This is a genomic window from Plasticicumulans lactativorans (assembly GCF_004341245.1).
GTDB classification, from domain to species: Bacteria; Pseudomonadota; Gammaproteobacteria; order Competibacterales; family Competibacteraceae; genus Plasticicumulans_A; species Plasticicumulans_A lactativorans.
Map to the genome: position 1 here is coordinate 151942 of NZ_SLWY01000001.1, position 23786 is coordinate 175727.

19 protein-coding genes are annotated in these 23786 nt (G+C 74.5%); 7 read left to right on the plus strand and 12 right to left on the minus strand.

The features are described 5' to 3' along the window. The first annotated feature begins 27 nt into the window (after positions 1 to 27). Positions 28 to 702: a hypothetical protein gene (locus tag EV699_RS00615; RefSeq protein WP_132538009.1), complete on the plus strand. Its 675-nt coding sequence runs from the start codon at positions 28 to 30 to the stop codon at positions 700 to 702. 9 nt (positions 703 to 711) lie between these two features. Here the strand turns inward: EV699_RS00615 and rarD are convergent, their stop codons facing one another. The 6 genes from rarD to EV699_RS00645 form a co-directional block, all read right to left on the minus strand. Next, a complete protein-coding gene (rarD, locus tag EV699_RS00620; RefSeq protein WP_243662511.1) occupies positions 712 to 1614 on the minus strand; it encodes an EamA family transporter RarD in 903 nt (300 codons plus the stop codon). A gap of 2 nt (positions 1615 to 1616) precedes the next feature. Beyond that, positions 1617 to 2600 (minus strand): acrylyl-CoA reductase (NADPH), encoded by a 984-nt coding sequence (gene acuI, locus EV699_RS00625; RefSeq protein WP_132538010.1) that lies wholly within the window; start codon positions 2598 to 2600, stop codon positions 1617 to 1619. A 122-nt stretch (positions 2601 to 2722) separates the two neighbouring features. Then, positions 2723 to 3925, minus strand: a complete 1203-nt coding sequence (lplT, locus tag EV699_RS00630; protein ID WP_132538011.1) for a lysophospholipid transporter LplT — start codon at positions 3923 to 3925, stop codon at positions 2723 to 2725. 102 nt (positions 3926 to 4027) lie between these two features. Beyond that, positions 4028 to 4312, minus strand: coding sequence for a hypothetical protein (locus EV699_RS00635; protein ID WP_132538012.1), 285 nt, complete (start codon positions 4310 to 4312; stop codon positions 4028 to 4030). Positions 4313 to 4355: 43 nt separating this feature from the next. After that, positions 4356 to 6482, minus strand: a complete 2127-nt coding sequence (gene aas / locus EV699_RS00640; protein WP_132538013.1) for a bifunctional acyl-ACP--phospholipid O-acyltransferase/long-chain-fatty-acid--ACP ligase — start codon at positions 6480 to 6482, stop codon at positions 4356 to 4358. Between the two features lie 141 nt (positions 6483 to 6623). After that, positions 6624 to 6944: a heavy metal-binding domain-containing protein gene (locus EV699_RS00645; protein WP_132538014.1), complete on the minus strand. Its 321-nt coding sequence runs from the start codon at positions 6942 to 6944 to the stop codon at positions 6624 to 6626. A 171-nt stretch (positions 6945 to 7115) separates the two neighbouring features. On the opposite strand from EV699_RS00645, the gene EV699_RS00650 reads away from it, so the two are divergent. Beyond that, positions 7116 to 8036: a hypothetical protein gene (locus EV699_RS00650; protein ID WP_132538015.1), complete on the plus strand. Its 921-nt coding sequence runs from the start codon at positions 7116 to 7118 to the stop codon at positions 8034 to 8036. A 197-nt stretch (positions 8037 to 8233) separates the two neighbouring features. Here the strand turns inward: EV699_RS00650 and mfd are convergent, their stop codons facing one another. Beyond that, positions 8234 to 11677, minus strand: a complete 3444-nt coding sequence (mfd, locus tag EV699_RS00655; protein ID WP_132538016.1) for a transcription-repair coupling factor — start codon at positions 11675 to 11677, stop codon at positions 8234 to 8236. A gap of 126 nt (positions 11678 to 11803) precedes the next feature. On the opposite strand from mfd, the gene EV699_RS00660 reads away from it, so the two are divergent. Then, entirely contained in the window at positions 11804 to 12442 is a 639-nt protein-coding gene (locus EV699_RS00660) for a response regulator (protein WP_132538017.1), read from the plus strand. A 482-nt stretch (positions 12443 to 12924) separates the two neighbouring features. Then, entirely contained in the window at positions 12925 to 13455 is a 531-nt protein-coding gene (locus tag EV699_RS00665) for a hypothetical protein (RefSeq protein ID WP_132538018.1), read from the plus strand. An 18-nt stretch (positions 13456 to 13473) separates the two neighbouring features. On the opposite strand, the gene hrpB is transcribed toward EV699_RS00665, so the two are convergent. Beyond that, a complete protein-coding gene (gene hrpB, locus EV699_RS00670) occupies positions 13474 to 15996 on the minus strand; it encodes an ATP-dependent helicase HrpB (RefSeq protein ID WP_132538019.1) in 2523 nt (840 codons plus the stop codon). A gap of 11 nt (positions 15997 to 16007) precedes the next feature. Beyond that, the gene (locus tag EV699_RS00675; RefSeq protein WP_132538020.1) at positions 16008 to 16553 is read right to left on the minus strand and encodes a hydrolase; all 546 of its coding nucleotides are present in this window, start codon (positions 16551 to 16553) and stop codon (positions 16008 to 16010) included. Between the two features lie 158 nt (positions 16554 to 16711). Between EV699_RS00675 and EV699_RS00680 the strand changes: the two genes are divergently transcribed. Next, complete coding sequence (locus EV699_RS00680) at positions 16712 to 17827, plus strand: response regulator (protein ID WP_165903973.1); 1116 nt, start codon at positions 16712 to 16714, stop codon at positions 17825 to 17827. Positions 17828 to 18054: 227 nt separating this feature from the next. After that, positions 18055 to 20679, plus strand: coding sequence for a sensor domain-containing diguanylate cyclase (locus tag EV699_RS00685; RefSeq protein WP_132538022.1), 2625 nt, complete (start codon positions 18055 to 18057; stop codon positions 20677 to 20679). A 6-nt stretch (positions 20680 to 20685) separates the two neighbouring features. Here EV699_RS00685 and znuB read toward each other — a convergent pair whose 3' ends face one another. From znuB to EV699_RS00700, 3 genes are read right to left on the minus strand one after another with little or no spacing between them, the layout of a single operon-like run. Beyond that, positions 20686 to 21477: a zinc ABC transporter permease subunit ZnuB gene (gene znuB, locus EV699_RS00690; protein ID WP_132538023.1), complete on the minus strand. Its 792-nt coding sequence runs from the start codon at positions 21475 to 21477 to the stop codon at positions 20686 to 20688. Beyond that, the gene (gene znuC, locus EV699_RS00695; protein ID WP_132538024.1) at positions 21467 to 22234 is read right to left on the minus strand and encodes a zinc ABC transporter ATP-binding protein ZnuC; all 768 of its coding nucleotides are present in this window, start codon (positions 22232 to 22234) and stop codon (positions 21467 to 21469) included. The genes znuB and znuC overlap by 11 nt, the downstream gene beginning before the upstream one ends. Next, entirely contained in the window at positions 22231 to 22683 is a 453-nt protein-coding gene (locus tag EV699_RS00700) for a transcriptional repressor (RefSeq protein WP_132538025.1), read from the minus strand. Before EV699_RS00700 ends, znuC begins: the two co-directional genes overlap by 4 nt. Before the next feature lie 87 nt (positions 22684 to 22770). Here EV699_RS00700 and EV699_RS00705 point away from each other — a divergent pair, with 87 nt between their 5' ends. Then, entirely contained in the window at positions 22771 to 23715 is a 945-nt protein-coding gene (locus tag EV699_RS00705; RefSeq protein ID WP_132538026.1) for a zinc ABC transporter substrate-binding protein, read from the plus strand. The last annotated feature ends 71 nt before the right edge of the window (positions 23716 to 23786 follow it).

Genomic DNA, 23786 nt, shown 5'->3' on the forward strand with positions numbered 1-23786 from the left:
CACGTGCTGATGACGGCGAAGACATCCATGGGGAACGGGGGAGACGGTACGGCGGATCGCCTGCGCGGCCGCCGGCGCAATTCGACGCGCTGGAGCCAACGCAGCAAGCTGCTGTTCGTGGGGCTGGTGTTCTGCGTCACCGCGACGATCGTCACGGCGCTCTATTTCGGCACCCAGATCAAGGTCCTGCGGAGCGACAACGAACGCCTCGGCGCGACGCTGGAGGCGCGCGAGCGCGAGCTGGCGACGCTGCGTCCCGAGGTCGAGCAGTTGCGGGTCGACGTCGACGCCCTGGTGCAGAAGCGCGTGCCCGGCCTGCGCCCGCTGACCTTCGACCAGGTGATCTCCCTCGACGAGCGCTACCTGCGCACCGTGGTGTTCTCGGTGGTCAAGCGCGGCGGCAAGAGCCGCTACGAGTACCGCCTGACGATGCGCAACGACAGCGTGCTGGCGATCACCCCGCGGCTGTCGATCGCGCTGTTCGACCGCCACGGCGTGCACATCGGCGTGGCGCGCATCGGCGTGATGGCCGAGGCCAGCGACCTGATGCCCGACCTGCAGCCCGGCGAGAGCGTGTCGAAGTCGGGCTTCATCAGCATGGTGTCGGACACCGAGGAGGAGCCCGCCTACTTCCTGCTGCGCGTCGCCGAGCCGGTGGTCAAGCCCGAGCCGCTGCCGCTGCCGGCCGACGGCAGCGGCTGACGCGGCACCTCAGCCGCTGCGCGCGCGCTGCGCATCGAAGCTGTAGAGGCCGAGCGCGCACCAGATGCAGCCGAAGGTGACCGCGTGCGCCGGCGTGAACGGCTCGCCGTAGGCGAGCACCGCGAGCGCCATCTGGCAGCTCGGCGCCAGGTACTGCAGCAGGCCGAGCGTCGACAGGCGCAGGCGCTTGGCGGCGTTGGCGAACCACAGCAGCGGCAGCGCGGTGATCAGCCCCGCGCCCACGATCAGCAGGTCCTGTGCCGTGCCGCCGTGCAGGAACACCCCCTCGCCGCGGCCGTCGGCGTAGAGCAGGAAGGCGCCCGCCAGCGGCAGCAGCACCAGGGTCTCGGCGGTCAGGCCGACCAGCGGCTCGATCGGCGCGAGCTTGCGCAGCAGCCCGTAGCTGCCGAAGGTCAGCGCGAGGCTCAGGGCGATCCACGGCAGCGCGTGCAACTGCCAGCCGAGGTTCGCCACTCCCAGCGCCGCGACCGCCACCGCCAGCGCCTGCCAGGGGCGCAGCCCTTCCTTCAGCAGCAGCACGCCGAGCAGCACGTTGAGCAGCGGGTTGATGAAGTAGCCCAGGCTCGCTTCGAGCACGTGGCCGTTCAGCACCGCCCAGATGAAGATCAGCCAGTTGCCGCTCACCAGCAGCGCAGTGAGCACCAGCAGCCCCATGCGGCGCGGGCTGCGCAGCGTGGCGAGCAGCTCGGCGCCGCGGCCGAACCACAGCACCAGCGCCACGGTGACCAGCACCGACCACACTACGCGGTGCGCCACCAACTGCAGCGACGGCACCTGCGCGATCAGCTTCCAGTAGGCCGGCATCAGCCCCCAGGCGAGGAAGGCGAGCACCGCGTAGGTGACGCCGGCGGCGAGGCCGGTGGCGGGGTCGGTGCGCGACGGCAGCGGCACGCTCAGCGGTCCACGTCCACCACCAGGCGCCCGCGCACCCGCCCGGCGAGCAGCTCCGCCGCGGCGGGGATGGCCTCGGCGAGGCCGATCTCGCGGGTCATCGCGGCGAGCCGCTCCAGGTCGAGCTCGGCGGCGAGCGCGGCCCAGGCGGCCTCGCGCCGCGGGCGCGGCGCCATCACGCTGTCGATGCCGGCGAGCGTGACCCCGCGCAGGATGAACGGCGCCACCGTGGCCGGGAAATCCATGCCGCCGGCGAGCCCGCAGGCGGCGACGGTGCCGCCGTAGCGCGTGCCCGCGCAGACGTTGGCGAGGGTGTGGCTGCCGACGGTATCCACCGCCCCGGCCCAGCGCTCCTTCATCAGCGGCTTGCCGGCGACGGCGAGCTCGGCGCGGTCGACGATCTCGGCCGCCCCCAGCGCCTGCAGGTAGTCGGCCTCCGCGGTGCGGCCGGTGGCGGCCAGCACGCGGTAGCCGCGCCGCGCCAGCAGCGCGATCGCCACGCTGCCGACGCCGCCGGCGGCACCGGTGACCAGCACGTCACCCTGCGCCGGCGTCACTCCGGCGCGCTCCAGCGCCTGCACGCACAGCATCGCGGTGTAGCCGGCGGTGCCGATCGCCATCGCCTGCGCGGTGCCGAAGGCCGCCGGCAGCGCGATCAGCCAGTCGCCCCTGACGCGCGCCTTCTGCGCGAGCCCGCCCCAGTAGGCTTCACCGACGCCCCAGCCGTTGAGGATCACCACGTCGCCCGGCTGCCAGCGCGGGTCCGAGCTCGCCTCGACGGTGCCGGCGAAGTCGATGCCCGGCACCATCGGGTAGCGGCGCACCACCGGCGCCTTGCCGGTGATCGCGAGCCCGTCCTTGTAGTTGAGCGTGGAGTGCGCCACACGCACCGTGACCTCGCCCTCCGGCAGGGCGGCGTCGTCGAGTTCGGCGATGCGCGCCTCGACGCGATCGGCGGGTTTCTCCAGGTAGACGGCCTTGAACATGGTGTGCGCTCCGCAGGTTTGCAGGCGGTGGAGCGGCCCGGCGGCGCCGGGCGCGCGAAGGGGGGCGGGGCGGCGTGCCCGCCGGGGAAGCGGCCGCCGCGCGGCCGCGGACGGCGACGCTCTCACCGCTGCCGCCGCCGCGCCACCCACAGCGCGGCGATCGCCGCCGACAGCCCGAGCCCGAACAGCGGGGCGATCAGCAGCACCGGCGTGCCGGCGCCGAGCGCGAGCGTGTACAGGCCGAGCATCGCCAGCATCGCGCCGTTCTCGCCGAGGTTCTGGATGGCGATCGCATGCCCGGCGCCGACGGTTTCCTTGCCGCGTTCCTGCAGCAGCGCGTTCAGCGGCACGATGAAGAAGCCGCCGCAGGCGCCGACCACCGCGAGCAGCATGTAGGCCGGCCCCAGGCTTTGCACCATCGCCAGCAGCGCGACGGCGATGCCGATGCCGACCCCGGCCGGCAGTGCGCGCTCGACCTGGTCGAGCCGCACCAGCGCGCCGGCGAGGCCCGCGCCGAGCACGATGCCCACCGCCACCATCGCGTTCAGGTAGGCCGGCGTGGCGTTGTCGGCGAGGCCCAGCGCCACCGGCACCCAGGCCACCAGCAGGAAGCGCATGGTCACGCCCGAGCCCCAGAACAGGCTGGTGCCGATGACCGAGAAGCGTGTGTCGGGGTGCTGCCAGAGCGTGCGCACCGCGGCGCTGAAGTCGGCGAACAGCGTGCTCAGCGACGCCCCCGCCAGCGGATGCGCCGGCGGCAGCCGCGGGATCAGCAGGTTGGCCGCCGCCGCCACCGCGTACACCCCGGCGCACACCGCCAGCGCGCCCGGCACGCTCCAGTCGGCGAGCACGCCGCCGGCGATCGCCCCGAGCAGGATCGCGGCGATGGTCGACGACTCCATCAGCCCGTTCGCCTTCACCAGTTTGTCGCCCGAGGTCAGCTCGCCGAGGATGCCGTACTTCGCCGGCGAGTAGGCCGCCGCGCCGACGCCGATCAGCGCGTAGGCGGCGAACGGGTTGAGCCCCACCAGCAGCCCCGCCGCGCCGGCGAGCTTGAGGCCGTTGCCGAACAGCATCACCCGGCCCTTCGGCAGGCTGTCGGCGAACGGCCCGGCGAAGGGCGCGAGCAGGATGTACGCCGCGACGAAGAACTGCTGCAGCAGCGGCGCCGCCCAGCCCGGGTAGGCCTCGTGCTTCAGCAGCGCCAGCGCCGAGAACAGCACCGCGTTGTCGCCGAAGGCCGAGAAGAACTGCGCGAACAGCACCGCGGCCATGCCGCGCGACCACAGCGGGCGGACGTCGGGAGAGGGCGAATCCGTGGACATGAGGGCTCCGGGGTGGCGGCGCGCGGCCGGCATGGGCGCAAAGGATAGGCGATGCCCGCGGCGCGCCGGCAACCGCCGCCGCACACCTTGGCGCGCGCGGCGTCAGTCCCGCGTCAGCACGATCACCGCGATGATCGCCGGCAGCGCCACCGCGGCGTCGTAGAAGTCCTTGCCGGCGAGCTGGCGCAGGTGCACGACCTGGGTGCCGACGCTCTGCACGGTGCCGGTGAGTTCCTCGCCGGAGGTGAGCCGCACCGTCACGCGCTTGCCCTGCTGCGCGCCGAGCACGCTCTGGACGGTGTCGTCGGGGCCGACGGCGAGCGGCGCGGCCGTGGCCGGGGCGGCGAGGGCGGCGAGCAGGGGCAGGACGGGCAGCAGGCGGGTCATCGCGGGTCGGCTCCAGGGGCGGGGAGAGGGCGCGGCGGCGGCTTCAGCCCGCCGCCCGTTCGTTCAGGCGCACGTAGTCGGTCTTGCCGGTGCCGAGCAGCGGGATCGCGTCGAGGTGGCGGATGTCGCGCGGCACCGCGAGTTCGGGCGTGCCCTGGGCGCGGGCCTGGGCGAGCAGGGCATCGCGGTCGAGGTCGGCCGCGGTCGTGAACAGCACGATCGCCTCGCCCTTGCCGGGGTCGGGGCGGGTGACCGCGGCGTGCATGGCCGCGGGGGCGACGCCGGCGGCGAGCCGCTCGACCACTTCGAGCGAGATCATCTCGCCGGCGAGCTTGGCGAAGCGCTTCAGCCGGCCGCGGATGTAGACGAAGCCGTCGGCGTCGATTTCGACCACATCGCCGGTCGAGTACCAGCCGGGCTCGCCCTCCCAGTGCGGCGGCTCCAGCACGCCGGGGTTCTCGAAGCGCAGGTAGCCGCGCATCACGTTCGGCCCGTGCACCACCAGCACGCCGCCGTGCTCGACGCCGGGCACCGGCACGAGGCGGTGGCGCATGCCGGGCACGAGCTGGCCGACCGAGCCGCTGCGCGCGGCCATCGGCACGTTGACCGCCACCACCGGCGCGCACTCGGTGACGCCGTAGCCTTCGAGGATGCGGATGCCGAAGCGCTCGATGTAGGTGCGGCGCACGCCCTCGTCGAGCTTCTCGGCGCCGGCGACCACGTAGCGCAGGCGGCCGAAGTCGTAGGGGTGGGCGAACTTGGCGTAGTTGCCGAGGAAGGTCGAGGTGCCGAACAGCACCGTGCAGTTCCGGTCGTAGGTCAGCTCGGGGACGATGCGGTAGTGCAGCGGGCTCGGGTAGAGGAACACCTTGCAGCCGGCGACCAGCGGCAGCAGCGCGCCGCAGGTGAGGCCGAAGCTGTGGAACAGCGGCAGCGCCACCATGAACTTGTCGAGCGGGCTGAAGTCGGCCACCGCGCGCACCTGGGTGACGTTGGCGAGCAGCGAGTCGTGCGAGTGCACCACGCCCTTGGGCTTGCCCTCCGAGCCCGAGGTGAACAGCACCACCGCCGGGTCGTCGGGGCCCTGCGGCAGCCGCGCCAGGCGCGGGAAGAGGAGCCGCGGCAGCAGCCAGCGCTTGTCGGCGCCGGTCATCTGCGCGCGCAGGTCCTCGAGGAAGCGCCAGTCGAGTTCGGGCAGCGCCGCCGGCAGGTGGTCGAGGTGGCCCTTCTCCAGGAAGGTGCGCGAGCTCACCACCACGCGCACCTGCGCCGCGGTGCAGGCGGCGCGCAGGCCGTCGGCGCCGGCGGTGTAGTTGAGCATCGCCGGCACCCGTGCGCGCGCGCTCAGCCCGAGCAGCGCGGCAAGGGTCGGCGCGGCGTTCGGCAGCAGCAGGCCGACGCGCTCGCCCGGCGCGGTGGCGCCCTCCAGCAGGCGCGCGAGGCCGAGCGCCATCTTCGTCAGCGAGGCGTAGGACTCCTCGACCAGGCGCACGTCCTCGACCACCCGGGCGTTGCGCCCGAAGATCGCGCGGGCGTCGAGGAAGGCGTCGAACAGCGTGGTGCGCGGGCGCGTGGCGACCAGCATGTCGAGCAGCAGCGCGCGCATGTGCTCGCCGGCGACGCGCCGGCGCTCGCGCGCGCTCGGGTAGTCGGGCATCGGCAGGCGGCGCGGTTCCAGCACGTGCAGCGTGATCTTCGGCAGCAGGCGCCGCGGGTAGAGCCCGGCGAGGCGGCTGAAGTAGCTGCGCCCGGCGCCGGCGATGCGCACCGGCACCACGGTGGCGCCGGTGTGCGCGGCGACGAAGGCGGCGCCGTCGTAGACCTTCATCAGCGAGCCGGTCACGGTGATGCGCCCCTCGGGGAAGATCACCACCGGCTTGCCGCTCTCCACCAGGCGCACGATGGCCTTGATCGCGAGCGGGCTGGTGGCGTCGACCGCGAGGTGGTCGACGTGGCGCAGCAGGCGCGCGAACAACGGGTTCTGCGCGATCTGCGTGTGCACGACGAAGGTCGGCCGCACCGGCAGGAACAGCCCGAGCAGCACGCCGTCGAGGAAGGATTCGTGGTTGGCGACGATCAGCGTACGCGGATCGCCGAAGACGTCGCGCCGGCCGTGGACCTCGACGCGGAACAGGCCCCAGAGCAGGGCGCGGAGCAGTTTGACGAGCATCGCGGGTTTCCGTGGGCTTTGTTGTTGGTATCAACGCCCCCTTTCCCTCTTCCGGGGGCGGGGCTCGATGCGTCCTTCCCGCGGTGCAGGATGGGGCCGGACTCCCTTCCCCCAGCGGGGGAGGGGCCGAACACATTCTTGTCAGTCGATGACGACGGCGGTGCCGCTGACGGTGACCATCAGCATGCCGTTGCTCTCGCCGAGCACCTCGTAGTCGAGGTCGACGCCGACCACGGCGTTGGCGCCGAGGCCGCGCGCGCATTCGCGCAGGTCCTCGAAGGCGTTGTCGCGGGCGTCGCGCAGCACCTGCTCGTAGGTGCCGCTGCGCCCGCCGATGAAGTCGCGGATGCCGGCGAACAGGTCCTTGACGACGTTGGCGCCGAGGATCGCCTCGCCGGTGACGATGCCGCGGTACTCGCGGATGGCGTGGCCTTCGATGTTCGGCGTGGTGGTGATGATCATGCTGCGCGCTCCTGGCTCGAACCGGTTCCGGAGAGTAGCCGCTGCCGGCGCGCATTGCTCGCCCGGCGCACGGCCTGGCGCCCGTGCCGGGGCGTGCCACACTCGGCGCAGGCGGGGCGCGGCGTCCCGTCGGCCGGCGTCACGCCGGCGCGTCCTCGGGGGAGTGGATCCATGCTGCGTCGTCTGTTCGCCGGTTTCGCCCTGTGCTGCGCCTGGGCGGCGTCCGCCGCCGTGCTCAACGTCGAGTTCAAGTTCACGCCCTACACCGGCGACCCGGCCGGCGAGACCGTCGAGGCGGTGGCCGGCACCGCGCGCGTGTTCCTCAACGAGGTGCCGGTCATCGAGCAGGAGGTGCGGCGGCAGACGCTGCCGGTGATGTTCGAGGCGCGCGAGATCGGCCCGGCGGTGTGGCTGCCGGCGGCCTCGCTCGGCGCCGGGCTGCGCAAGGGCGACAACCGGCTGCGCATCGAGTTCGAACCCGCCGACGCCGCGCTCGCCTACGCCGCGCAACTGCGCTGGGCGGCGGTGACCGACCAGGTCACCGAGCACAGCGCCGACGGCCGCTACAGCGCTACCAACCAGGCCGACGAAGGCGTGGAGACGAAGAACGGCAGCGGCCGGCTGGTGTTCGAGCGCACCTTCGGCGCCGACTTCGCCACCGATCGACCCTGGCACCACTACCCGCCGGTCAGCGCGCTCGACGACGCCGACCGCGCCGCCATCGCCGCGCTGCTGAAGGCGCGCGCCGACGCCTTCAAGCCGCCCTTCGCCGGCGTCTACACGCTGCTGCAGGCGCGCGAGGGCATCCGCGTGGCCGACGTGCGCAAGTTCAAGTGCCTCGACAAGGCCTATGCCGCCGGCGTGCGTGTGCTCGCCCCGACGGCGAAGGACATCGAGTTCGTCACCGTGGGCCAGCCCGAGGTGATGCTGCAGCGCGCCGGCGGCCACCTGTTCGCGCCCGACCCGAAGCCGTTCGAGCGCATCAGGGGCAGCGAGATGCAGTTCTGCGCCGGCGTGGCGCTGGCCGCCGCCTACCCGGCGCGCCTCGCGGTGGTGCGCACGCCGCAGGGGGCGTGGGAGGTCGTCTACTGAGGCCCGGGACGGGCTGCCACCGCGCAGCGCGTGTCGGCGAAGCGCGGCCGAGGGGCCGTTGCTGCGCTCATTCTCGGCGTACATCCATGTACGCCTCCGAGGTACGGCGCCGCTCCGCGCCTTCCGGGCGCTCGCGGCGGCGTAATCCGCTTCGCAACGGCCCCTCGGCCGCGCCCCTGCGCATTCCCCGCCGCCGGTCAGCCGGCCAGGCGTTCGAGCAGGCCGGCGATCTCGCGTTCGCGCGCGTCGACGTCGGGCAGCTCCTTGAGGATGCGCAGCTTCTCCTGGCCGTCGAGCTTGTAGTGCAGGTGCTGCTTCTGGATCAGCGCGAGCAGCGCCGGCACCTCGATCTTCGGCGCGGGGCCGAAGACGATGCGCCCGCCCTTGGGCCCGGCCTCGATCTTCTTCACCCCGAGCGGTGCGGCGGCGAGCTTCAGCGCGGTCACCCGGAACAGGTTGGTCGCCGGCGCCGGCAGCAGCCCGAAGCGGTCGATCACCTCGGCCTGCAGCTCGCGCAGCGCCCCGGCGTCGGCGCAGCCGGCGATGCGCTTGTACAGGATCAGCCGCGCGTGCACGTCCGGCAGGTAGTCGTCGGGGATCAGCGCCGGCGCCGTCAGGTCGACCTCGGGGCCGTGGTCGAGCGGGCGGTCGAGCTGCGGCACCTGCCCGGCCTTGATCGCCTTCACCGCGCGCTCGAGCATGTCCATGTACAGCGTGAAGCCGACCTCGTGGATCTGCCCGCTCTGTTCCTCGCCGAGCAGCTCGCCGGCGCCGCGGATCTCCAGGTCGTGGCTCGCCAGCATGAAGCCGGCGCCGAGGTCCTCGAGCGACTCGATCGCCTCGATGCGCTTGATCGCATCGGCGGTCATCGCCTTGCGGTGCGGCACGATCAGGTAGCAGTAGGCGCGGTGGTGCGAACGCCCGACGCGCCCGCGCAACTGGTGCAGCTGCGCCAGGCCGAGCTTGTCGGCGCGGTTGATGATCATCGTGTTGGCGCTCGGCACGTCGATGCCGCTCTCGACGATCGTCGTGCACACCAGCAGGTTGCAGCGCTGGTGGTAGAAGTCGAGCATCACCCGCTCCAGCTCGCGCTCGGCCATCTGCCCGTGCGCCACCGCCACGCGCGCGCCCGGCACCAGCGCGCCGAGTTCCAGCGCCTGCCTGTCGATGGTGTCGACGTCGTTGTGCAGGAAGTACACCTGCCCGCCGCGCTTGAGTTCGCGCAGGCAGGCCTCCTGCACCAGTGCCTTGTCGTACTCGCCGACCTGCGTCTTCACCGCCAGGCGGTTGAGCGGCGGCGTGGCGATGATCGACAGGTCGCGCAGCCCCGCCATCGCCATGTTCAGCGTGCGCGGGATCGGCGTCGCCGTCAGCGTCAGGATGTCGACCTCGGCGCGCAGCGCCTTGAAGGCCTCCTTCTGCTTGACGCCGAAGCGGTGCTCCTCGTCGATGATCACCAGCCCGAGCTGCTTGAAGCGCACCTCGGCGGAGATCAGCTTGTGGGTGCCGATGACGATGTCGACCGAGCCCGCGGCGAGCCCGGCGAGCACCGCGTCGGTTTCCTTCTTCGAGCGGAAGCGCGACAGCGACTCGACGCGGAACGGCCAGTCGGCGAAGCGGTCGGCGAAGTTCTGGAAGTGCTGCTGCGCCAGCAGCGTGGTCGGCACCAGCACCGCCACCTGGCGCCCGTCCTGCACCGCCAGGAAGGCCGCGCGCATCGCCACCTCGGTCTTGCCGAAGCCGACGTCGCCGCACACCACGCGGTCCATCGGCCGGCCGGCGCGCATGTCGGCGATCACCGCCTCGATCGCGCCCTGCTGGTCGGGCGTCTCCTCGAACGGGAAGGCCGCGGCGAACGCCAGGTACTCGGCCTCGTCGCCGCAAAAGCCGTGCCCCGGCCGCGCCGCGCGGCGCGCATAGATGTCGAGCAGTTCGGCGGCGGCGTCGTTGACGCGCTCGGCGGCGCGGCGCCTGGCCTTCTCCCACTGGTCCGACGACAGCCGGTGCAGCGGCGCGGCCTCGCCGCCGGTGTAGCGGCTGACGCGGGCGAGGCCCGCCACCGGCACGTAGAGCTTCTCGCGCTCGGCGTACTCGATCACCAGGAACTCGGCGTCGACGCCGCCGGCGGTGAGCCGCGTCAGCCCCTGGTAGCGGCCGACGCCGTGGTCCTCGTGCACCACCGGCGCGCCGATCGCGAGGTCGGCGAGGTCGCGGATGATCGCCTCGGCGTCGCGCACCGCGGTGCGGCGCCGGCGCGTCTGCCGCACCCATTCCTGGTGCAGCTCGGCCTCGGTGATCACCGCCAGCGCCGGCTCGCGCAGGCGCAGGCCGTGGTCGAGCGGGGCGATCGCCAGCGCGAGCCGCGCGCTGCCGCCGACGAAGCCGGCCCAGCCCTCGCACGGGCTCGGGCGGATGCCCTGCGCGCGCAGCAGCTCGGCAAGCAGCTCGCGCCGCCCGGCGCTCTCGGCGACGAACAGTACGCGCCCGGGGAAGGCGTCGAGGAAGTCGAGCAGCGCCGCCGCCGGGCGCTCGGCGCGCGCCACCAGGTGCAGCGGCGGCAGCGGCGCGCCGCCGAAGTCGACGCCGCCGCCGGCATCGGTGGCGAGCGTCACCCGGCGCAGCCGGCCGAGGCGCTGCTGCACCTCGGTGGCGTCGAGGAACAGCCGCGGCGGCGGCAGCAGCGGGCGCTCGCGGTCGTAGCGGCGGCTCTCGTAGCGCTCCAGCACCTGCGCGATGAAGCCCTCCATCGCCGCGTCGAGCCCCGGCAGGCACAGCGCCAGCGTCTCCGCCGGCAGGTAGTCGAACAGCGTCGCGGTGGACTCGAAGAACAGCGGCAGCCAGTACTCGATGCCGCCGGGAGCGAAGCCCTGGCTGACCTCGCGGTACACCGGACAGCGCTGCGGATCGCCCTCGAAGGTGGCGCGGAACGCCGAGCGGAAGCGCGTCACCGTCTCCTTGTCGAGCGCGAACTCGCGCGCCGGCAGCAGCTCGACCGCGTCGAGCTTGGCCACCGACTTCTGCGTGTCGGGCTCGAAGGTGCGCAGGCTCTCGACCTCGTCGTCGAACAGGTCGACGCGGATCGGCGCCGCGCTGCCCATCGGGTAGAGATCGACGATCGAGCCGCGCACCGCGAACTCGCCGTGCTCCATCACCTGCGACACGCAGGCGTAGCCGGCCGCCTCCAGCCGCGCGCGGAAGGCGTCGAGGTCGAGGCGCTCGCCGCGCGCCAGCACCAGCGCGTGGCGGTCGAGGTAGCCGCGCGGCGCCAGGCGCTGCATCAGCGTCGCCGCCGGCACGATCAGGATGCCGCGCTTCTGCGTCGGCAGCCGGTACAGCGTCGCCAGGCGCTGCGAGACGATGTCCTGGTGCGGCGAGAACACGTCGTAGGGCAGCGTCTCCCAGTCCGGGAACACCAGCGTGTCGAGCCCGGCGTCGGCGGCGAAGAAGCCGAGCTCCGCCTCCAGCCGCAGCGCGGTGTGGGTGTCGGGCGTCACCGCCAGCAGCAGCCCCTTGTAGCGCGCGGCGGTCTCGGCCAGCGCCAGCGCCAGCGCCGCGCCCTCGACGCCGCCCCAGTGCGCGGCGTGCCGGGCATCGGCGGGCAGCGGCGGCGCGGGCAGGACGGTGGCGGATGCGGTCGGCATGGCGGTGTTTCGTGCGGCGGATTCGGCGGGGCGCCATCATAGCCCATGGCCGGCGCGGCGCCCCGGCCGGGCGGTGTATGCTCGGCGCCGACAGGCGGCGGAGGCCCGTGGCGGCGCGGTGGACCGATGATCAAGGTGATGCTGGTCGACGACCACGAACTGATCCGCATCGCGCTCGCCGCGGTGCTCGGCGAGCGGGACGACATCCGCATCGTCGCCACCGCCGCCGACGGCGAGGAGGCGCTGCGCCTGGCGCGCGCGATGCTGCCCGACGTGGTGCTGGTCGACGTCGACATGCCCGGCATGGGCGGGCTCGAAGCCACCCGCCGCCTCGCCACGCTGGCGCACGCACCCAAGGTCATCGCGCTGTCGGTGCACGAGCAGCCGCCCTACCCGCAGCGCATGCTCGAAGCCGGCGCGGTCGGCTACCTGCCCAAGGGCGGCTCGGCCGACGAGGTGGTCGCCGCGGTGCGCGCGGTGGCGCGCGGCCTGCCCTACATCGCCCCGAAGATCGCCGGCAGCCTGATACTCGCGCGCGTGCACCGCGCCGACAGCTCGCCGCTCGAATCGCTGTCGCGGCGCGAGCTGCAGGTGATGCTGATGCTGGTGCAGGGCCACAACGTCCAGCACATCGCCGATGCGCTGAAGATCAGCACCAAGACCGTCTTCACCCACCGCTACCGCATCTACGCCAAGCTCGGCGTCGACAACGACGTCGCCCTCACGCACCTCGCCTACCGCTACGGCGTGGTCGAGATCGTCTGAACCGGCGCCCACGCCGCCGACCCCGGCCATCCCGCCATCCCGGTGCGGCGCCTTGCCGGCGCGCCGCGCCGGCCGGTGAAAACGCCGCCTTCCGCCGCAGCGTACACGCGTGTAGACGCCTGGTACGGCCGTGTACGTCCTTCGTACACGCGTGTCGTTGCTTCGTACTGGCGTGTACGAGGCTCTTGCCCGCGTGTACGGACCCCGTTTCCGCTTTCGGGAAGCCCGTACACGCGTGCACGAAGCCCGAAGTCGCAAGTTCCTGCCTCGTACAAGCGCTTTTCAGGTTCGTACAGGCGTGTACGAATGTCGTACACGGCGCGTCGAGCGTCCCTGCCGCACCGGCCCGGGGGCGTGCCCGGCGATCGCGGCGGCAGGTCGACGCACGCGCCCGCCCGCACCTTCGCCTATGGTGACGGCACGGGCACCGTGCCGTTGCGGTGCGGTCGTAACTGACGTGATCGCGGCTTGCGGGGGGTGTCGTGGAGGCGAACGCGAAGGCGCCGGACAATGCCCGGCTGCTGGCGGCGGCGCTGCGGCGCGGCCAGCAGCTCGGGCGCATGCGGCGGGTGTGCGAGGCGGCGGGCGGCATCGCCATCGCCGCCGGGCTCGTCGCGCTGCTCGAGGAGCAGATGCCGGTGGCGCTGTCGCTCGCCTTCATCATCGTGCTCGGCGGGCTCGCCGCGCTCGGTTCGGTGACGGTGCTGCGGCGCATCGAGCGCCTGGCGCGGGTGCTGCCGCGGCTGCGCCCGGCGCCGTGCCGGCTGCACCTGCACCTGATCCGCTGGATCGACGGCGTCGACTACGCCGCCGAGGTCGACGTGGCCGGGATGTGGACGCTCAGGGTCGAGTTCGAGCCGCCGGAGCGGCGGCTGGAGCCGCTCGCCGGGCACGAGTTCGAGGCGATCGCCTGGGTGGAGCCGCAGTGGCACAGCCTGTGGGCGGTGGAGCTGCCGCGCACGGTGCTGTGGGTGCGCCGCCAGGTGCGCGCCGGCCAGGGGCTCGGCGACTGAACGCAGCGCCCGCGGCGCTCAGCCGCGCGGCTTGGCGCGGCGCGTCGGGGTGGCGCTCCACGGGTCGTCGGGCCAGGGGTGGCGCGGGTAGCGGCCCTTCAGTTCCTTGCGCACCTCGGGGTAGGTGCGGTCCCAGAAGCCGCGCAGGTCCTGGGTGACCTGGATCGGGCGCTGCGCCGGCGACAGCAGGTGCAGCGTCACCGCCACGCGGCCGTCGGCGATGCACGGGGTGTCGGCGAGCCCGAACAGCTCCTGCAGCTTCACCGCGAGCACCGGCGGCGCGCCGTCGGCCGCATAGGCGAGGCGCAGGCGCGAGCCCGACGGCACCTCGAGGTGGGTCGGCGCGAGCGCATCGAGGCGCTGGCGTGCCGGCCAGGGCAGGCGCGCCTGCAGGATCGCGGCGAGGTCGAGCCGGGCCAGGTGCTCGCGGCGGGTGATGCCGTCGAGGCAGGGTTCGAGCCAGTCGTCGAGGCTCGCCGCGAGCGCGGCATCGGCGACGTCGGGCCAGTCGCCGCCGACGTCCCAGGCGCGCAGGCTCAGCACCCGCGCCTGCCAGTCGCGCAGCGCCGGCGTCCACGGCAGCGCGTCGAGCCCCAGGCGTTCGACGCCGCTGCGCATCGCCGCGCGCAGCCGCGCCGGGTCGACGCGGGCGAGCGGCTGCGTGCCCAGCAGCAGCTCGCCGAGGCGGCGTTCGCGGCGCGCCAGCACCGCCTGCTCGCGCTCGTCCCAGCGCACCGTGGCGAGCTCCTCGATGCGCCCGGCGAGCGCGGCTTCGACGCCGGCGAGCTCGAGCGGCGCGGCGAGGAAGATGCGCGCCTCGGTGTGGCCGGCGTCGAGCGCGGCGACCGCGAGCCAGTCGCTGCCGGCGAGCGGGTCGCCCTCGCGCAGCCGCGCGCCGCGGCCGCCGGCGAGCTGGTAGCGGTCGACCGCGCCGTCGCGGCGGCGGGCGACGCGCTCCGGGTAGGCGGCGGCGACCAGCGCCGCCAGTGCCTGGGGGTCGACGTGGGCGCCGGCGCCGTCGTCCGGCGCGACGTCGAGGCGCTGGCGGTAGGCGCGCGCCGCCTGCGCGGCGCGGGTGCAGGCGGCGGTGTCGGCACCGAAATCGCGTGCGGCCTGGCGGCCGCGCGCGGCGAAGGCGCGCAGCGCCTCGACGCGCAGGCCGAGGTCGGCGCTGCGTGCGGCCTCGCCGCGCAGCACGTCGCGCTCCTCCAGCAGCGCGGCGAGTTCGCAGGCGAGCGTCGCCTGGCCGTCGGCGACGCCGCGCAGCAGCAGGTGGCCGAGCCGCGGGTGCACGCCGAGTGCGGCGAGGCGCCGCCCGGCGGCGCTGATGCGGCCGTCGCCGTCGAGTGCGCCGAGCGCGCCGAGCAGCTCGTGCGCCTGCGCGAGCGCGCCGGGGTTCGGCGGGTCGAGCCAGGTCAGCGTGGCCGCGCCGGCGCCCCACAGCGCGAGTTCGAGCGCGAGCGGGGCGAGGTCGGCTTCGAGGATCTCCGGCACCGTGTACGGCGCCAGCGTGCGCTGCGTCGCCTCGGTCCACAGCCGCAGGCAGCGGCCGGGGCCGAGGCGCCCGGCACGGCCGGCGCGCTGCTCGGCGGCGGCGCGGCTGACGCGCACCGTCTCCAGCCGCGTCAGCCCGCTGACCGGGTCGAAGCGCGGCACCCGCGTCCAGCCGCCGTCGATCACCGTGTCGACGCCGGGGATGGTCAGGCTGGTCTCGGCGATCGGCGTGGCGAGCACCACCTTGCGCCGGCCGTCGGGATCGGGGTCGAGCGCGCGCTGCTGCTCGGCCTGGCCGAGCTCGCCGTAGAGCGGCAGCACCGCCAGCGCCGGCGCGTGCTCGGCGATGAGCGCCTGGGCGCGGCGGATCTCGCCGCCGCCGGGCAGGAAGGCGAGCACGTCGCCGCCGTCCGGGTGCTCGCGCAGCTCGGCGAGCACGCCGCGCGCGACCGCCTCGGCGACCGTGTCGGCGGGTTCGCGGGCGAGGTAGCGCAGCTCGACCGGGTGGGCGCGGCCGGCGCTGGCGACGATCGGCGCGTCGCCGAGCAGCGCGGCGATGCGGGTGCCGTCGAGCGTCGCCGACATCACCAGCAGCTTCAGGTCCTCGCGCAGGCCGAGCTGGGCGTCGCGTGCCAGCGCCAGCGCGAGGTCGGCGTGCAGGCTGCGCTCGTGGAACTCGTCGAAGATCACCAGGCCGACGCCGTCGAGCGCCGGGTCGGCCTGCAGGCGGCGGGTCAGGATGCCTTCGGTGACGACCTCGACGCGGGTGGCGCGCGACACCCGCTGCTCGAAGCGCACGCGGTAGCCGACGCGGCCGCCGGGGGCCTCGCCGAGCAGCGTGCTCATGCGCGTGGCGGCGGCGCGCGCGGCGAGGCGGCGCGGTTCGAGCATGACGATGGCGCGGCCGCCGAGCCAGTCGGCGTCGAGCAGCGCGAGCGGCACGCGGGTGGTCTTGCCGGCGCCGGGCGGGGCCTGCAGCACCACCGCCGGGTGCGCGGCGAGCGCCGCGCGCAGCGCCGGCAGCGCCGCGTCGATCGGCAGCTCCATGGCGGGCCGGCTCAGCGGATGAAGTCGCGGCTGACGGCGCGGAAGGTGTCGGTGCCGGCGCGCTCCAGCCACTCGAAGGCGACCATCTCGCGGCTGACCACGCCGCAGCCGGCGTCGCGCGCGCGCTGCAGCGCGAGTGCCTGGTCGCCGACACGGCGCGAGCCGACCGCCTCGGCGACCAGGAACACCTCGAAGCCCTGCGCGCGCAGGCCGAGCGCGGTCTGCAGCACGCAGACGTGAGCCTCGGCGCCGGCGATCACGCACTGGCGCCGGCCGCCGGCGGTCAGCCGCGCCGGCAGCGCGGGCTCGGCGGCGGCGTTGAAGCAGAGTTTCTCCAGCGTGGCGCCGGGCGGGATCAGCGCCGCCAGCTCCGCCACCGTGCGGCCGAGCCCGCGCGGGTACTGCTCGGTGGCGAGCACCGGCACGTCGAGGCGCGCCGCCACGCCGAGCAGCCAGGCGGCGTGCGCGACGACGTCCGCGCCCCGGTCGAGCGCGCCGACCAGGCGCTCCTGCAGGTCGATGATCAGCAGCGTGGCGTGTTCGGCGCGCATCAGCATCAAAGGGCTCCGTTGGCAAGCGGTGGATTTGCAAACATCAGTTTCGCATGCGATGCGCGCAAACCGCACGGGGATGCGTTTCGCGGCGGGCTGGCCTAACAATACCCGGTGCCGGCCCGGCGGACGTCGCCGGCAGGGGCCGGCTTGGGACGGGGGGCATGGTGCTGAAAACGGCGTTGGTGGTGGACGATTCGCGGCTCGCACGGCTGGCGCTGACGCGCACGCTGGAGCGCCACGGCTGGCGCGTCGAGCAGGCGGCATCCGGCGCCGAGGCGCTCGCGGCACTGCGCGCCCGCCAGCCCGACGTGGTGTTCATGGACGTCACCATGCCCGAGATGGACGGCTTCACCGCGGTTTCCCACATCCGCAACGACCCCGCGAGCCAGGACATCCCGGTGGTGATGTGCTCGGCCGAGGAGACCGACCAGGTACGCCGGCGTGCCGCCGCCTGCGGCGCCTACGCCTTCCTGTCGAAGTCGTCGAGCGACGAGGGCATCGAACGCCTGCTCGGCGACCTCAGCGTGACGGTCGGCCGCGACAGCGTGCCGCCGGCCCCGGCTCCGGCTCCGGCTCCGGCCGTCGCCCCGGTCGCTGCTGTCCCGGCCGAGCCGCCGCCCGTGATGCCGGCAGCGGCCCCCGCGCCCGTCGCCCCGCCGGTGGCAGTGGTGGCGGAGACGACGGCCGCCGGGATCGACGCCCGGGTGCACGCGGCGGTCGAACGCGCGCTCGCCGGGCAGCGCGCGGCGCTCGAGGCGGCGGTCGCCGCGGCCGTGCTCGCGCGCCTCGAGGACCACGGCCCCGAGGGCTGGGAGGCGCGCATCGGCCAGGCCTGGGGCGAGCGCGTCGAGCGCCAGGCGGTGGCGGCGGCGCGCGAGGCGGCGCTCGCGCAGGCGGCGCAGGCGGCGGCACGGGAACTCACCGAACGCCAGGGCGAGTGGCTGGGCGTGGTGGTGCGCTCGCTCGACAGCGGCCAGATCGGCGCACGCCTGCACGAGCTCGCGAGCGCCGCGGCGGCGAGCGCGGCGCGTCAGCAGGTGGCGGCGCTGCTGGTCGAAGTGCGCGAGTCGGTGTTCGCCGCGGTGCAGAACGAGCTGTCGGCACTGCGGCGCGAGCGCGAGACGCTGCCGTCGCCGCGCGCCTTCGAGGACCTGCGCAGCGAGGCGCGCGGTGCCCGGCGGCGCGCCGAGGAGGCGCTCGCGCGCAGCCGCAACGCGCTGATCGTGCTCGCGATCGGCGCCTTCGCCGCGATCCTGTCCTCGGTGCTGCTGCGCTGAGTGCGCGCCGGCGACGGCCGCCCCGGCGGGCCGTCCCCGGTCGCCGGCAGCGGCCAGCGCGACAAAAGTTGACCTAGCCTTACGGCGGGCGTCGGGGTGCGGCTTTTACCATCCCGTCGTCCGCCGCCGCGCCTGCGGGGCGTCGGCGCCCCGGCGCCGGACCCCGGCCGTCGGCGGCCGAGGGAGCGGACCCGAGTGCCATCCAGCCGCCCTTCGAGGAGACCGCCTTGCCGAACACCCCGCGTGGCAATGCCCGGACCGCCCCGGCGCCGAACCCGCCGCCTTCGCGTCTGCGCGGCGTGCAGATGCCGGCGCTGCTCGCCCTCGTCGTCGGGGTGCTGCTGAGCGCCGCGGTGTGCGCCTGGCTGCTCGCGCTGGAACAGGAGCGCGCGCAGACCCAGTTCGAACGCGCCGCGCGCGACCGCTTCCTGTCGCTCGCGCTCGAACTCGAACAGAGCCTCAACGCGCTGCAGGGGCTGAGCGCGTACATGCGCGCCACGCCGAATGTCGGCGACGAGGCCTTCGCCGCCGTCGCCCGGCCGCTGCTCGCGCTGAGCCCGGCGCTGCAGTCGCTGGTGTGGGCGCCACGCGCCGAGGGCGCCGAGCGTTTCCCGGTGCTGCGGGTCTATCCCGCCGACGGCGCGCCGTTCGCGGCGGGCAGCGATCCCGCCGCCAACCCGGCGGTGGCCGCGGCGATCCGCACCGCGCGCGACACCGCCCGGGTGGTGCTGAGCGAGGCGGTGGCCGGGCCCAACGACACCCAGGCGCGCGTGCCGGTCGCGGTGATGCCGGTGTACCGCAACCTCGCCGCGTTCGCCGAGGAGAAGCGCCGCGCCGGCGAGTTCGCCGGTGTCGCGCTCGCCACGCTCGATCCGCGCCGGCTGGTCGAGGCCGCGCAGGCGCGGCTCGATCCGGCCAAGGTCGAACTGCGCCTGTTCGACCTGTCGGCGCCCAAGGGGCGGCAACTGCTCTACCACCCGCTGGTCGAGAACCTCGGCGCGCCGCTGGCCGGCTACCTCGCCGAGCCCGACAACCTCGGCGGCATCGAGCGCCTCAGCCAGCAGCTCGAGCTCGGCCAGCGCCGCTGGCTGCTGGTGGCGACGCCGGTGGCCGGGCAGTTCCTGGCGCAGAGCGGCTGGCGGCCGTGGTGGGGGCTCGCGATCGGCCTCGCGCTGACGCTCGCGCTCGCCTTCTACCTGCACGGCGTGGTCGGGCGCAGCGCCCAGGTCGAGGCGATGGTCGCGCGCCGCGGCGCCGAGCTCGCCGAGAGCGAACGGCGGCTGCGCCAGATCGTCGAGCCTTCGCCCGACGTGCACTGGGTGTGCACCGTCGACGGCGCGCTGCTCCTGTACGTGAGCCCGGCGTTCGAGCGCGTCTGGGGCTACGCGGTCGAGGCGGCGTTCGCCCGGCCGAGCCTGCGGCGCGAGTCGATCTACCCCGACGACCGCGAACCGCTGCGCCGCGCCTTCCGGGCGGTGGCACAGACCGGCGGCTACGAGCTCGAATACCGGATCGTGCGCGCCGACGGCGAGGTGCGCTGGATCCGCGAGCGCGCGCACGCGGTGCGCGGGCCGGGCGACGAGGTCTACCGCATCGCCGGGGTGGCCGAGGACATCTCGCAGCGACGCGCCGCCGACGTCGGCCTGGTCGACAGCGAAGCGCGGCTGCGCGCGCTGGTGGAGGCGGCCGGCGACGGCATCATCACCGTCGACGAGGCCGGCGCCATCGAATCCTTCAACGCCACCGCCGAGCGCCAGTTCGGCCTGCTCGCCGCCGAGGTGCTCGGCCGGCCGCTGGTCGAGCGCATCCCCGGCTTCGATCCGCACCGGGCGCCGGAGCACGGCCGGCAGTGGGAGGGCGTACGCGGCAGCGGGCAGCGCTTTCCGGTGGTGGTGTCGGTCGGCGACATGGAGGGGCGCTCGGGGCGCTGCTACGTGTGCATCGTCCACGACCTCACCGCGCTGCAGCAGGCGGCGGCGGCGGGGCTGCGCGAGCGCGACCGGGCGCAGGCGATCGTCGTCAGCCTCGAAGCGGCGGTGGTCACCACCGACCCCTACGGCCGCGTCGACTACCTGAGCCCGCGCGCCGCCGAGCTGATCGGCCGCGACGCCGCCGAGGCGCTCGGCCGCACGCTGCCCGAGGTGGTGCCGCTGCGCGACCTGCGCACCGGACGCGAACTCGAGGATCTCACCGTGCGCGCCGGCGGGCGCAGCGGCGGCTGCGTGCTGGTGCGCAGCGACGGTGCCACGGTGCCGGTGAGCTACACGCTGACCCCGGTGCGCGTGCCGGGCACGCTGATCGGTGGCGTGGTGCTGACGCTGCGCGAGGGCGCGGCCGCCGAGGCCGACGGGGCCACCGACGGCGCCGTCGCCGCCGCGGTGCTGGATCGCCCGGGCTTCGTCGCGCGCCTGGAGCGCGCGCTCGGCGACTCGCGCCTCGACGGCCGTGTGCACACGCTGATCTACCTGAAGCTGCGCCAGCTCGGCGTGGTTGCTGCGACCGACGGCGCGGAGGCGGTGGAGCGCGTGCTCGCCGAGCTCGGCGAGCGCCTGCGCGCCGCGCTGCCGGCCGGCGGCGCGCTCGGGCGCGTCGGCAGCGACGAGTTCGCGGTGCTCTGCGAGGGGCGTGCGCTGGCCGCCGCCGAACTGCTGCTGCCGGTGCTGCGCCACGCGGTCGAGGAGCACCGCGTCACCGTCCAGGGCCACCACCGGCTGTCGCTCAAGGCCGACCTCGGCGCGATCGCGCTCGACCGCGACTGCGGCGGGGCGCTGGAAGCGCTGGCGGCGGCCGACCTCGCCTGCCACCGTGCCCGCGCCGCCCGCGGCAAGGTGTCGGACGCCGCGACCGGCTGAGCGCGCTCAGCGCGCGCGTGTCGGCACGGCGAAGGCGAGCGCGAACAGCAGCGCGGCGCAGACCACGATCGACGGCCCGGCCGGGGTGTCGAGGTGCAGCGAGGCGGCGAGGCCGCCGCCGACCGCGAGCGCGCCGAAGCCGCTGCCGAGCACCGCCATGCGCTCGGGCGAGCGCGCGAAGTGCCGCGCGGTGGCGGCAGGGATGATCAGCAGCGAGGTGATCAGCAGTACCCCCACCACCTTCATCGCCACCGCGACCACCAGCGCGATCAGCAGCATGAAGGCCAGGCGCACCGCGAACACCGGCACCCCCTCGACCCGCGCCAGCTCCTCGTGCACGGTCGCCGCGAGCAGCGGCCGCCAGATCGCCGCCAGCAGCGCCAGCGCCGCAAGCCCGCCGCCCCAGATCCACGCCAGGTCGCGCATGCCCACGGCGAGGATGTCGCCGAACAGGTAGCTCGACAGGTCCACCCGCACCGTTTCGAGCAGGGCGAGGCCGACCAGGCCGAGCGACAGCGCGCTGTGCGCGAGGATGCCGAGCAGCGTGTCGGTGGCGAGGCGGCGGCTGCGTTCGAGCAGCACCAGCAGCAGCGCCGTCGCCAGGCACACGGCGAGCACGCCGAGGCCCTCGTCGACGCCGGCGAGCACGCCGACGGCGACGCCGAGCAGCCCCGAATGCGCCAGCGTGTCGCCGAAGTAGGCCATGCGCCGCCACACCACGAAGGCGCCGAGCGGGCCGGCGGCGAGCGCCACGCCGAGCCCGCCGAGCAGGGCGCGCCAGATGAAGTCATCGAGCATGGTCGTGCTCCGCGTCCTCGTGCAGCACCTCGCCGTGCAGGTCGTGGCGGTGATCGTGGTGGTGGTGGTAGACCGCCAGGTGGCGCACGCCTTCGAGCCCGAACAGCGCCCGGTAGGCCGGGTCGCGGCTGACGTCGTCGGGGTGGCCGGCGCAGCAGACGTGGTGGTTCAGGCACACCACGCGGTCGGTCGCGGCCATCACCAGGTGCAGGTCGTGCGACACCAGCAGGATGCCGCAGCCGCGGCGGTCGCGGATCGCCCCGATCAGCTCGTAGAGCGCGTACTGCCCGGCGACGTCGACCGCCTGCACCGGCTCGTCGAGCACCAGCAGCGCGGGCCGGCGCAGCAGCGCGCGGGCCAGCATCACGCGCTGCAGTTCGCCGCCCGAGACGCTGTGCAGCGGGTTCCTGAGCACGTGTGCGGCGCCGGTCTCGGCGAGCGCGGCGCGCACCGCCGCGCGCGGGGCCGGGGTGCCGAGGGTGACGAAGCGCTCCACGCTGAGCGGCAGCGTCTCGGCCACCACCAGGCGCTGCGGCACGTAGCCGATGCGCACGCCCGGGCGGCGCCAGACCGTGCCGCGGTCGGGGGCGAGCAGGCCGAGCGCGACCTTGACCAGCGTCGACTTGCCGGCCCCGTTCGGGCCGATCAGGGTGACGATCTCGCCGCCGGCGAGGTCGAGGTCGACGCCGTCGAGCAGGGTGCGCCGCCCGCGCGTCAGGCTCACGCCGTGCAGGCGCAGCAGCGGCTCGCCGCTCATGCCGGGGCGTCGCGGCAGGCGGCGCAGCGGCCGAGGATCTCGACCATCTGCGTGCGCGCGGCGAAGCCCACCGCGGCTGCGGCGCGGACGATGCCGTCCTCGACCTCGTGGCTGTCGAGTTCGCCGACGCAGCCGCACCGCTCGCAGATCAGGAACTGGCCGCCGTGGTGTTCGGCCGGGTGCGAGCAGCCGATGAAGGCGTTGAGCGAGGCCAGGCGGTGGACCAGCCCCTGTTCGAGCAGGAAGTCGAGCGCGCGGTAGACGGTGGGCGGTGCGCCGGGGCGGCCGTCGTCGCGCAGCACGTCGAGGATCGCGTAGGCGCCGATCGGCCGGGCGCTGGCGCAGACGATCTCCAGCACCCGGCGGCGCAGTTCGGTGAGGCGGGTGCCGCGGGCTTCGCACAGCCCTTCGGCGGCGGCGAGCGCGGCGGCGCAGTCGTTGGCTTGCATGGGACCGGGTCCACGGTTGCGGATGGTGAATGTTATACAGTAACGTGTGTTACTGTATAACCTTGCTGAATCCCGGAGTCTGCCGCAATGCCCCGTTCCGTCAAGCCCTGGCTGGCCGCGCTGCTGCTCGCGCTGCCGCTCGCCGCGGCGGCCGCGCCGCGCGTGCTCGCCACCATCAAGCCGGTCCAGTCGCTGGCCGCCGGCGTCATGGCCGGCGTCGGCGAGCCGAAGGTGCTGGTCAGCGGGCGCGCCTCGGAGCACGACTTCTCGCTGCGGCCCTCGGACATGCGTGCGATCACCGAGGCCGACCTGGTGCTGTGGATCGGCCCGTCGCTCGAGGGCTTCATGATCCGGCCGCTCGCCGCGCATCCGCAGGTGCGGGCCGTGGCGCTGCTCGACGCCCCGGGCATCGACACCCTCGCCCCGCGCGCCGGCGGGGCGTGGGAGGTCCACGAGCACGGTGCCCACGACGACCACGACCACGACGACCACGACGGGGCCGGGCACGGTGCGCAGGTCGAGCCGCACATCTGGCTCGATCCGCGCAACGCGCAGGCGATCACGCGCGCCATCGCCGCCGCGCTCAGCGAGCGCGACCCGGCCAACGGCGCGACCTACGCCCGCAACGCCGAGGCCCAGGTGGCACGCCTCGCGGCGCTGGAGGACGAACTCGCGGCACGCCTGGCGCCGCTGCGCGGGCGGCCGTTCGTGGTCTTCCACGACGCCTATGCGTACTTCGAACGCCGCTTCGACCTCACCGCGGTGGGCTCGATCACCGTCAGCCCCGAGCGCAAGCCCTCGGCGCAGCGCATCCAGGCGATCCGCCAGAAGATCCGCGACAGCGGCGCACGCTGCGTGTTCAGCGAGCCGCAGTTCGACGCCGCGCTGGTGGCGACGCTGGTCGAGGATACCGGCGTGCACCGCGGCGAACTCGACCCCACCGGCACCGACGCGGCCGGCGGCGCGGATGCCTATTTCACCCTGCTGCGCCGCCTCGCCGCGGCCCTCGCCGGGTGCCTCGGCGATGCCTGAGCGCGGTCGGCGGCGGCGTGGGGCGTGCCGATGCGCCGGCGGACAGCTACGTCGCGCTGATGCGCCACGAT

Bases quoted from the DNA above. Each gene is read 5' to 3' on its own strand.
- EV699_RS00615 (WP_132538009.1), top strand. From the start codon at position 28: ATGGGGAACGGGGGAGACGGTACGGCGGATCGCCTGCGCGGCCGCCGG.
- acuI (WP_132538010.1), bottom strand. From the start codon at position 2,600: ATGTTCAAGGCCGTCTACCTGGAGAAACCCGCCGATCGCGTCGAGGCG.
- lplT (WP_132538011.1), bottom strand. From the start codon at position 3,925: ATGTCCACGGATTCGCCCTCTCCCGACGTCCGCCCGCTGTGGTCGCGC.
- EV699_RS00635 (WP_132538012.1), bottom strand. From the start codon at position 4,312: ATGACCCGCCTGCTGCCCGTCCTGCCCCTGCTCGCCGCCCTCGCCGCC.
- aas (WP_132538013.1), bottom strand. From the start codon at position 6,482: ATGCTCGTCAAACTGCTCCGCGCCCTGCTCTGGGGCCTGTTCCGCGTC.
- EV699_RS00645 (WP_132538014.1), bottom strand. From the start codon at position 6,944: ATGATCATCACCACCACGCCGAACATCGAAGGCCACGCCATCCGCGAG.
- EV699_RS00650 (WP_132538015.1), top strand. From the start codon at position 7,116: ATGCTGCGTCGTCTGTTCGCCGGTTTCGCCCTGTGCTGCGCCTGGGCG.
- mfd (WP_132538016.1), bottom strand. From the start codon at position 11,677: ATGCCGACCGCATCCGCCACCGTCCTGCCCGCGCCGCCGCTGCCCGCC.
- EV699_RS00660 (WP_132538017.1), top strand. From the start codon at position 11,804: ATGATCAAGGTGATGCTGGTCGACGACCACGAACTGATCCGCATCGCG.
- hrpB (WP_132538019.1), bottom strand. From the start codon at position 15,996: ATGGAGCTGCCGATCGACGCGGCGCTGCCGGCGCTGCGCGCGGCGCTC.
- EV699_RS00675 (WP_132538020.1), bottom strand. From the start codon at position 16,553: ATGCTGATGCGCGCCGAACACGCCACGCTGCTGATCATCGACCTGCAG.
- EV699_RS00680 (WP_165903973.1), top strand. From the start codon at position 16,712: ATGGTGCTGAAAACGGCGTTGGTGGTGGACGATTCGCGGCTCGCACGG.
- znuB (WP_132538023.1), bottom strand. From the start codon at position 21,477: ATGCTCGATGACTTCATCTGGCGCGCCCTGCTCGGCGGGCTCGGCGTG.
- znuC (WP_132538024.1), bottom strand. From the start codon at position 22,234: ATGAGCGGCGAGCCGCTGCTGCGCCTGCACGGCGTGAGCCTGACGCGC.
- EV699_RS00700 (WP_132538025.1), bottom strand. From the start codon at position 22,683: ATGCAAGCCAACGACTGCGCCGCCGCGCTCGCCGCCGCCGAAGGGCTG.
- EV699_RS00705 (WP_132538026.1), top strand. From the start codon at position 22,771: ATGCCCCGTTCCGTCAAGCCCTGGCTGGCCGCGCTGCTGCTCGCGCTG.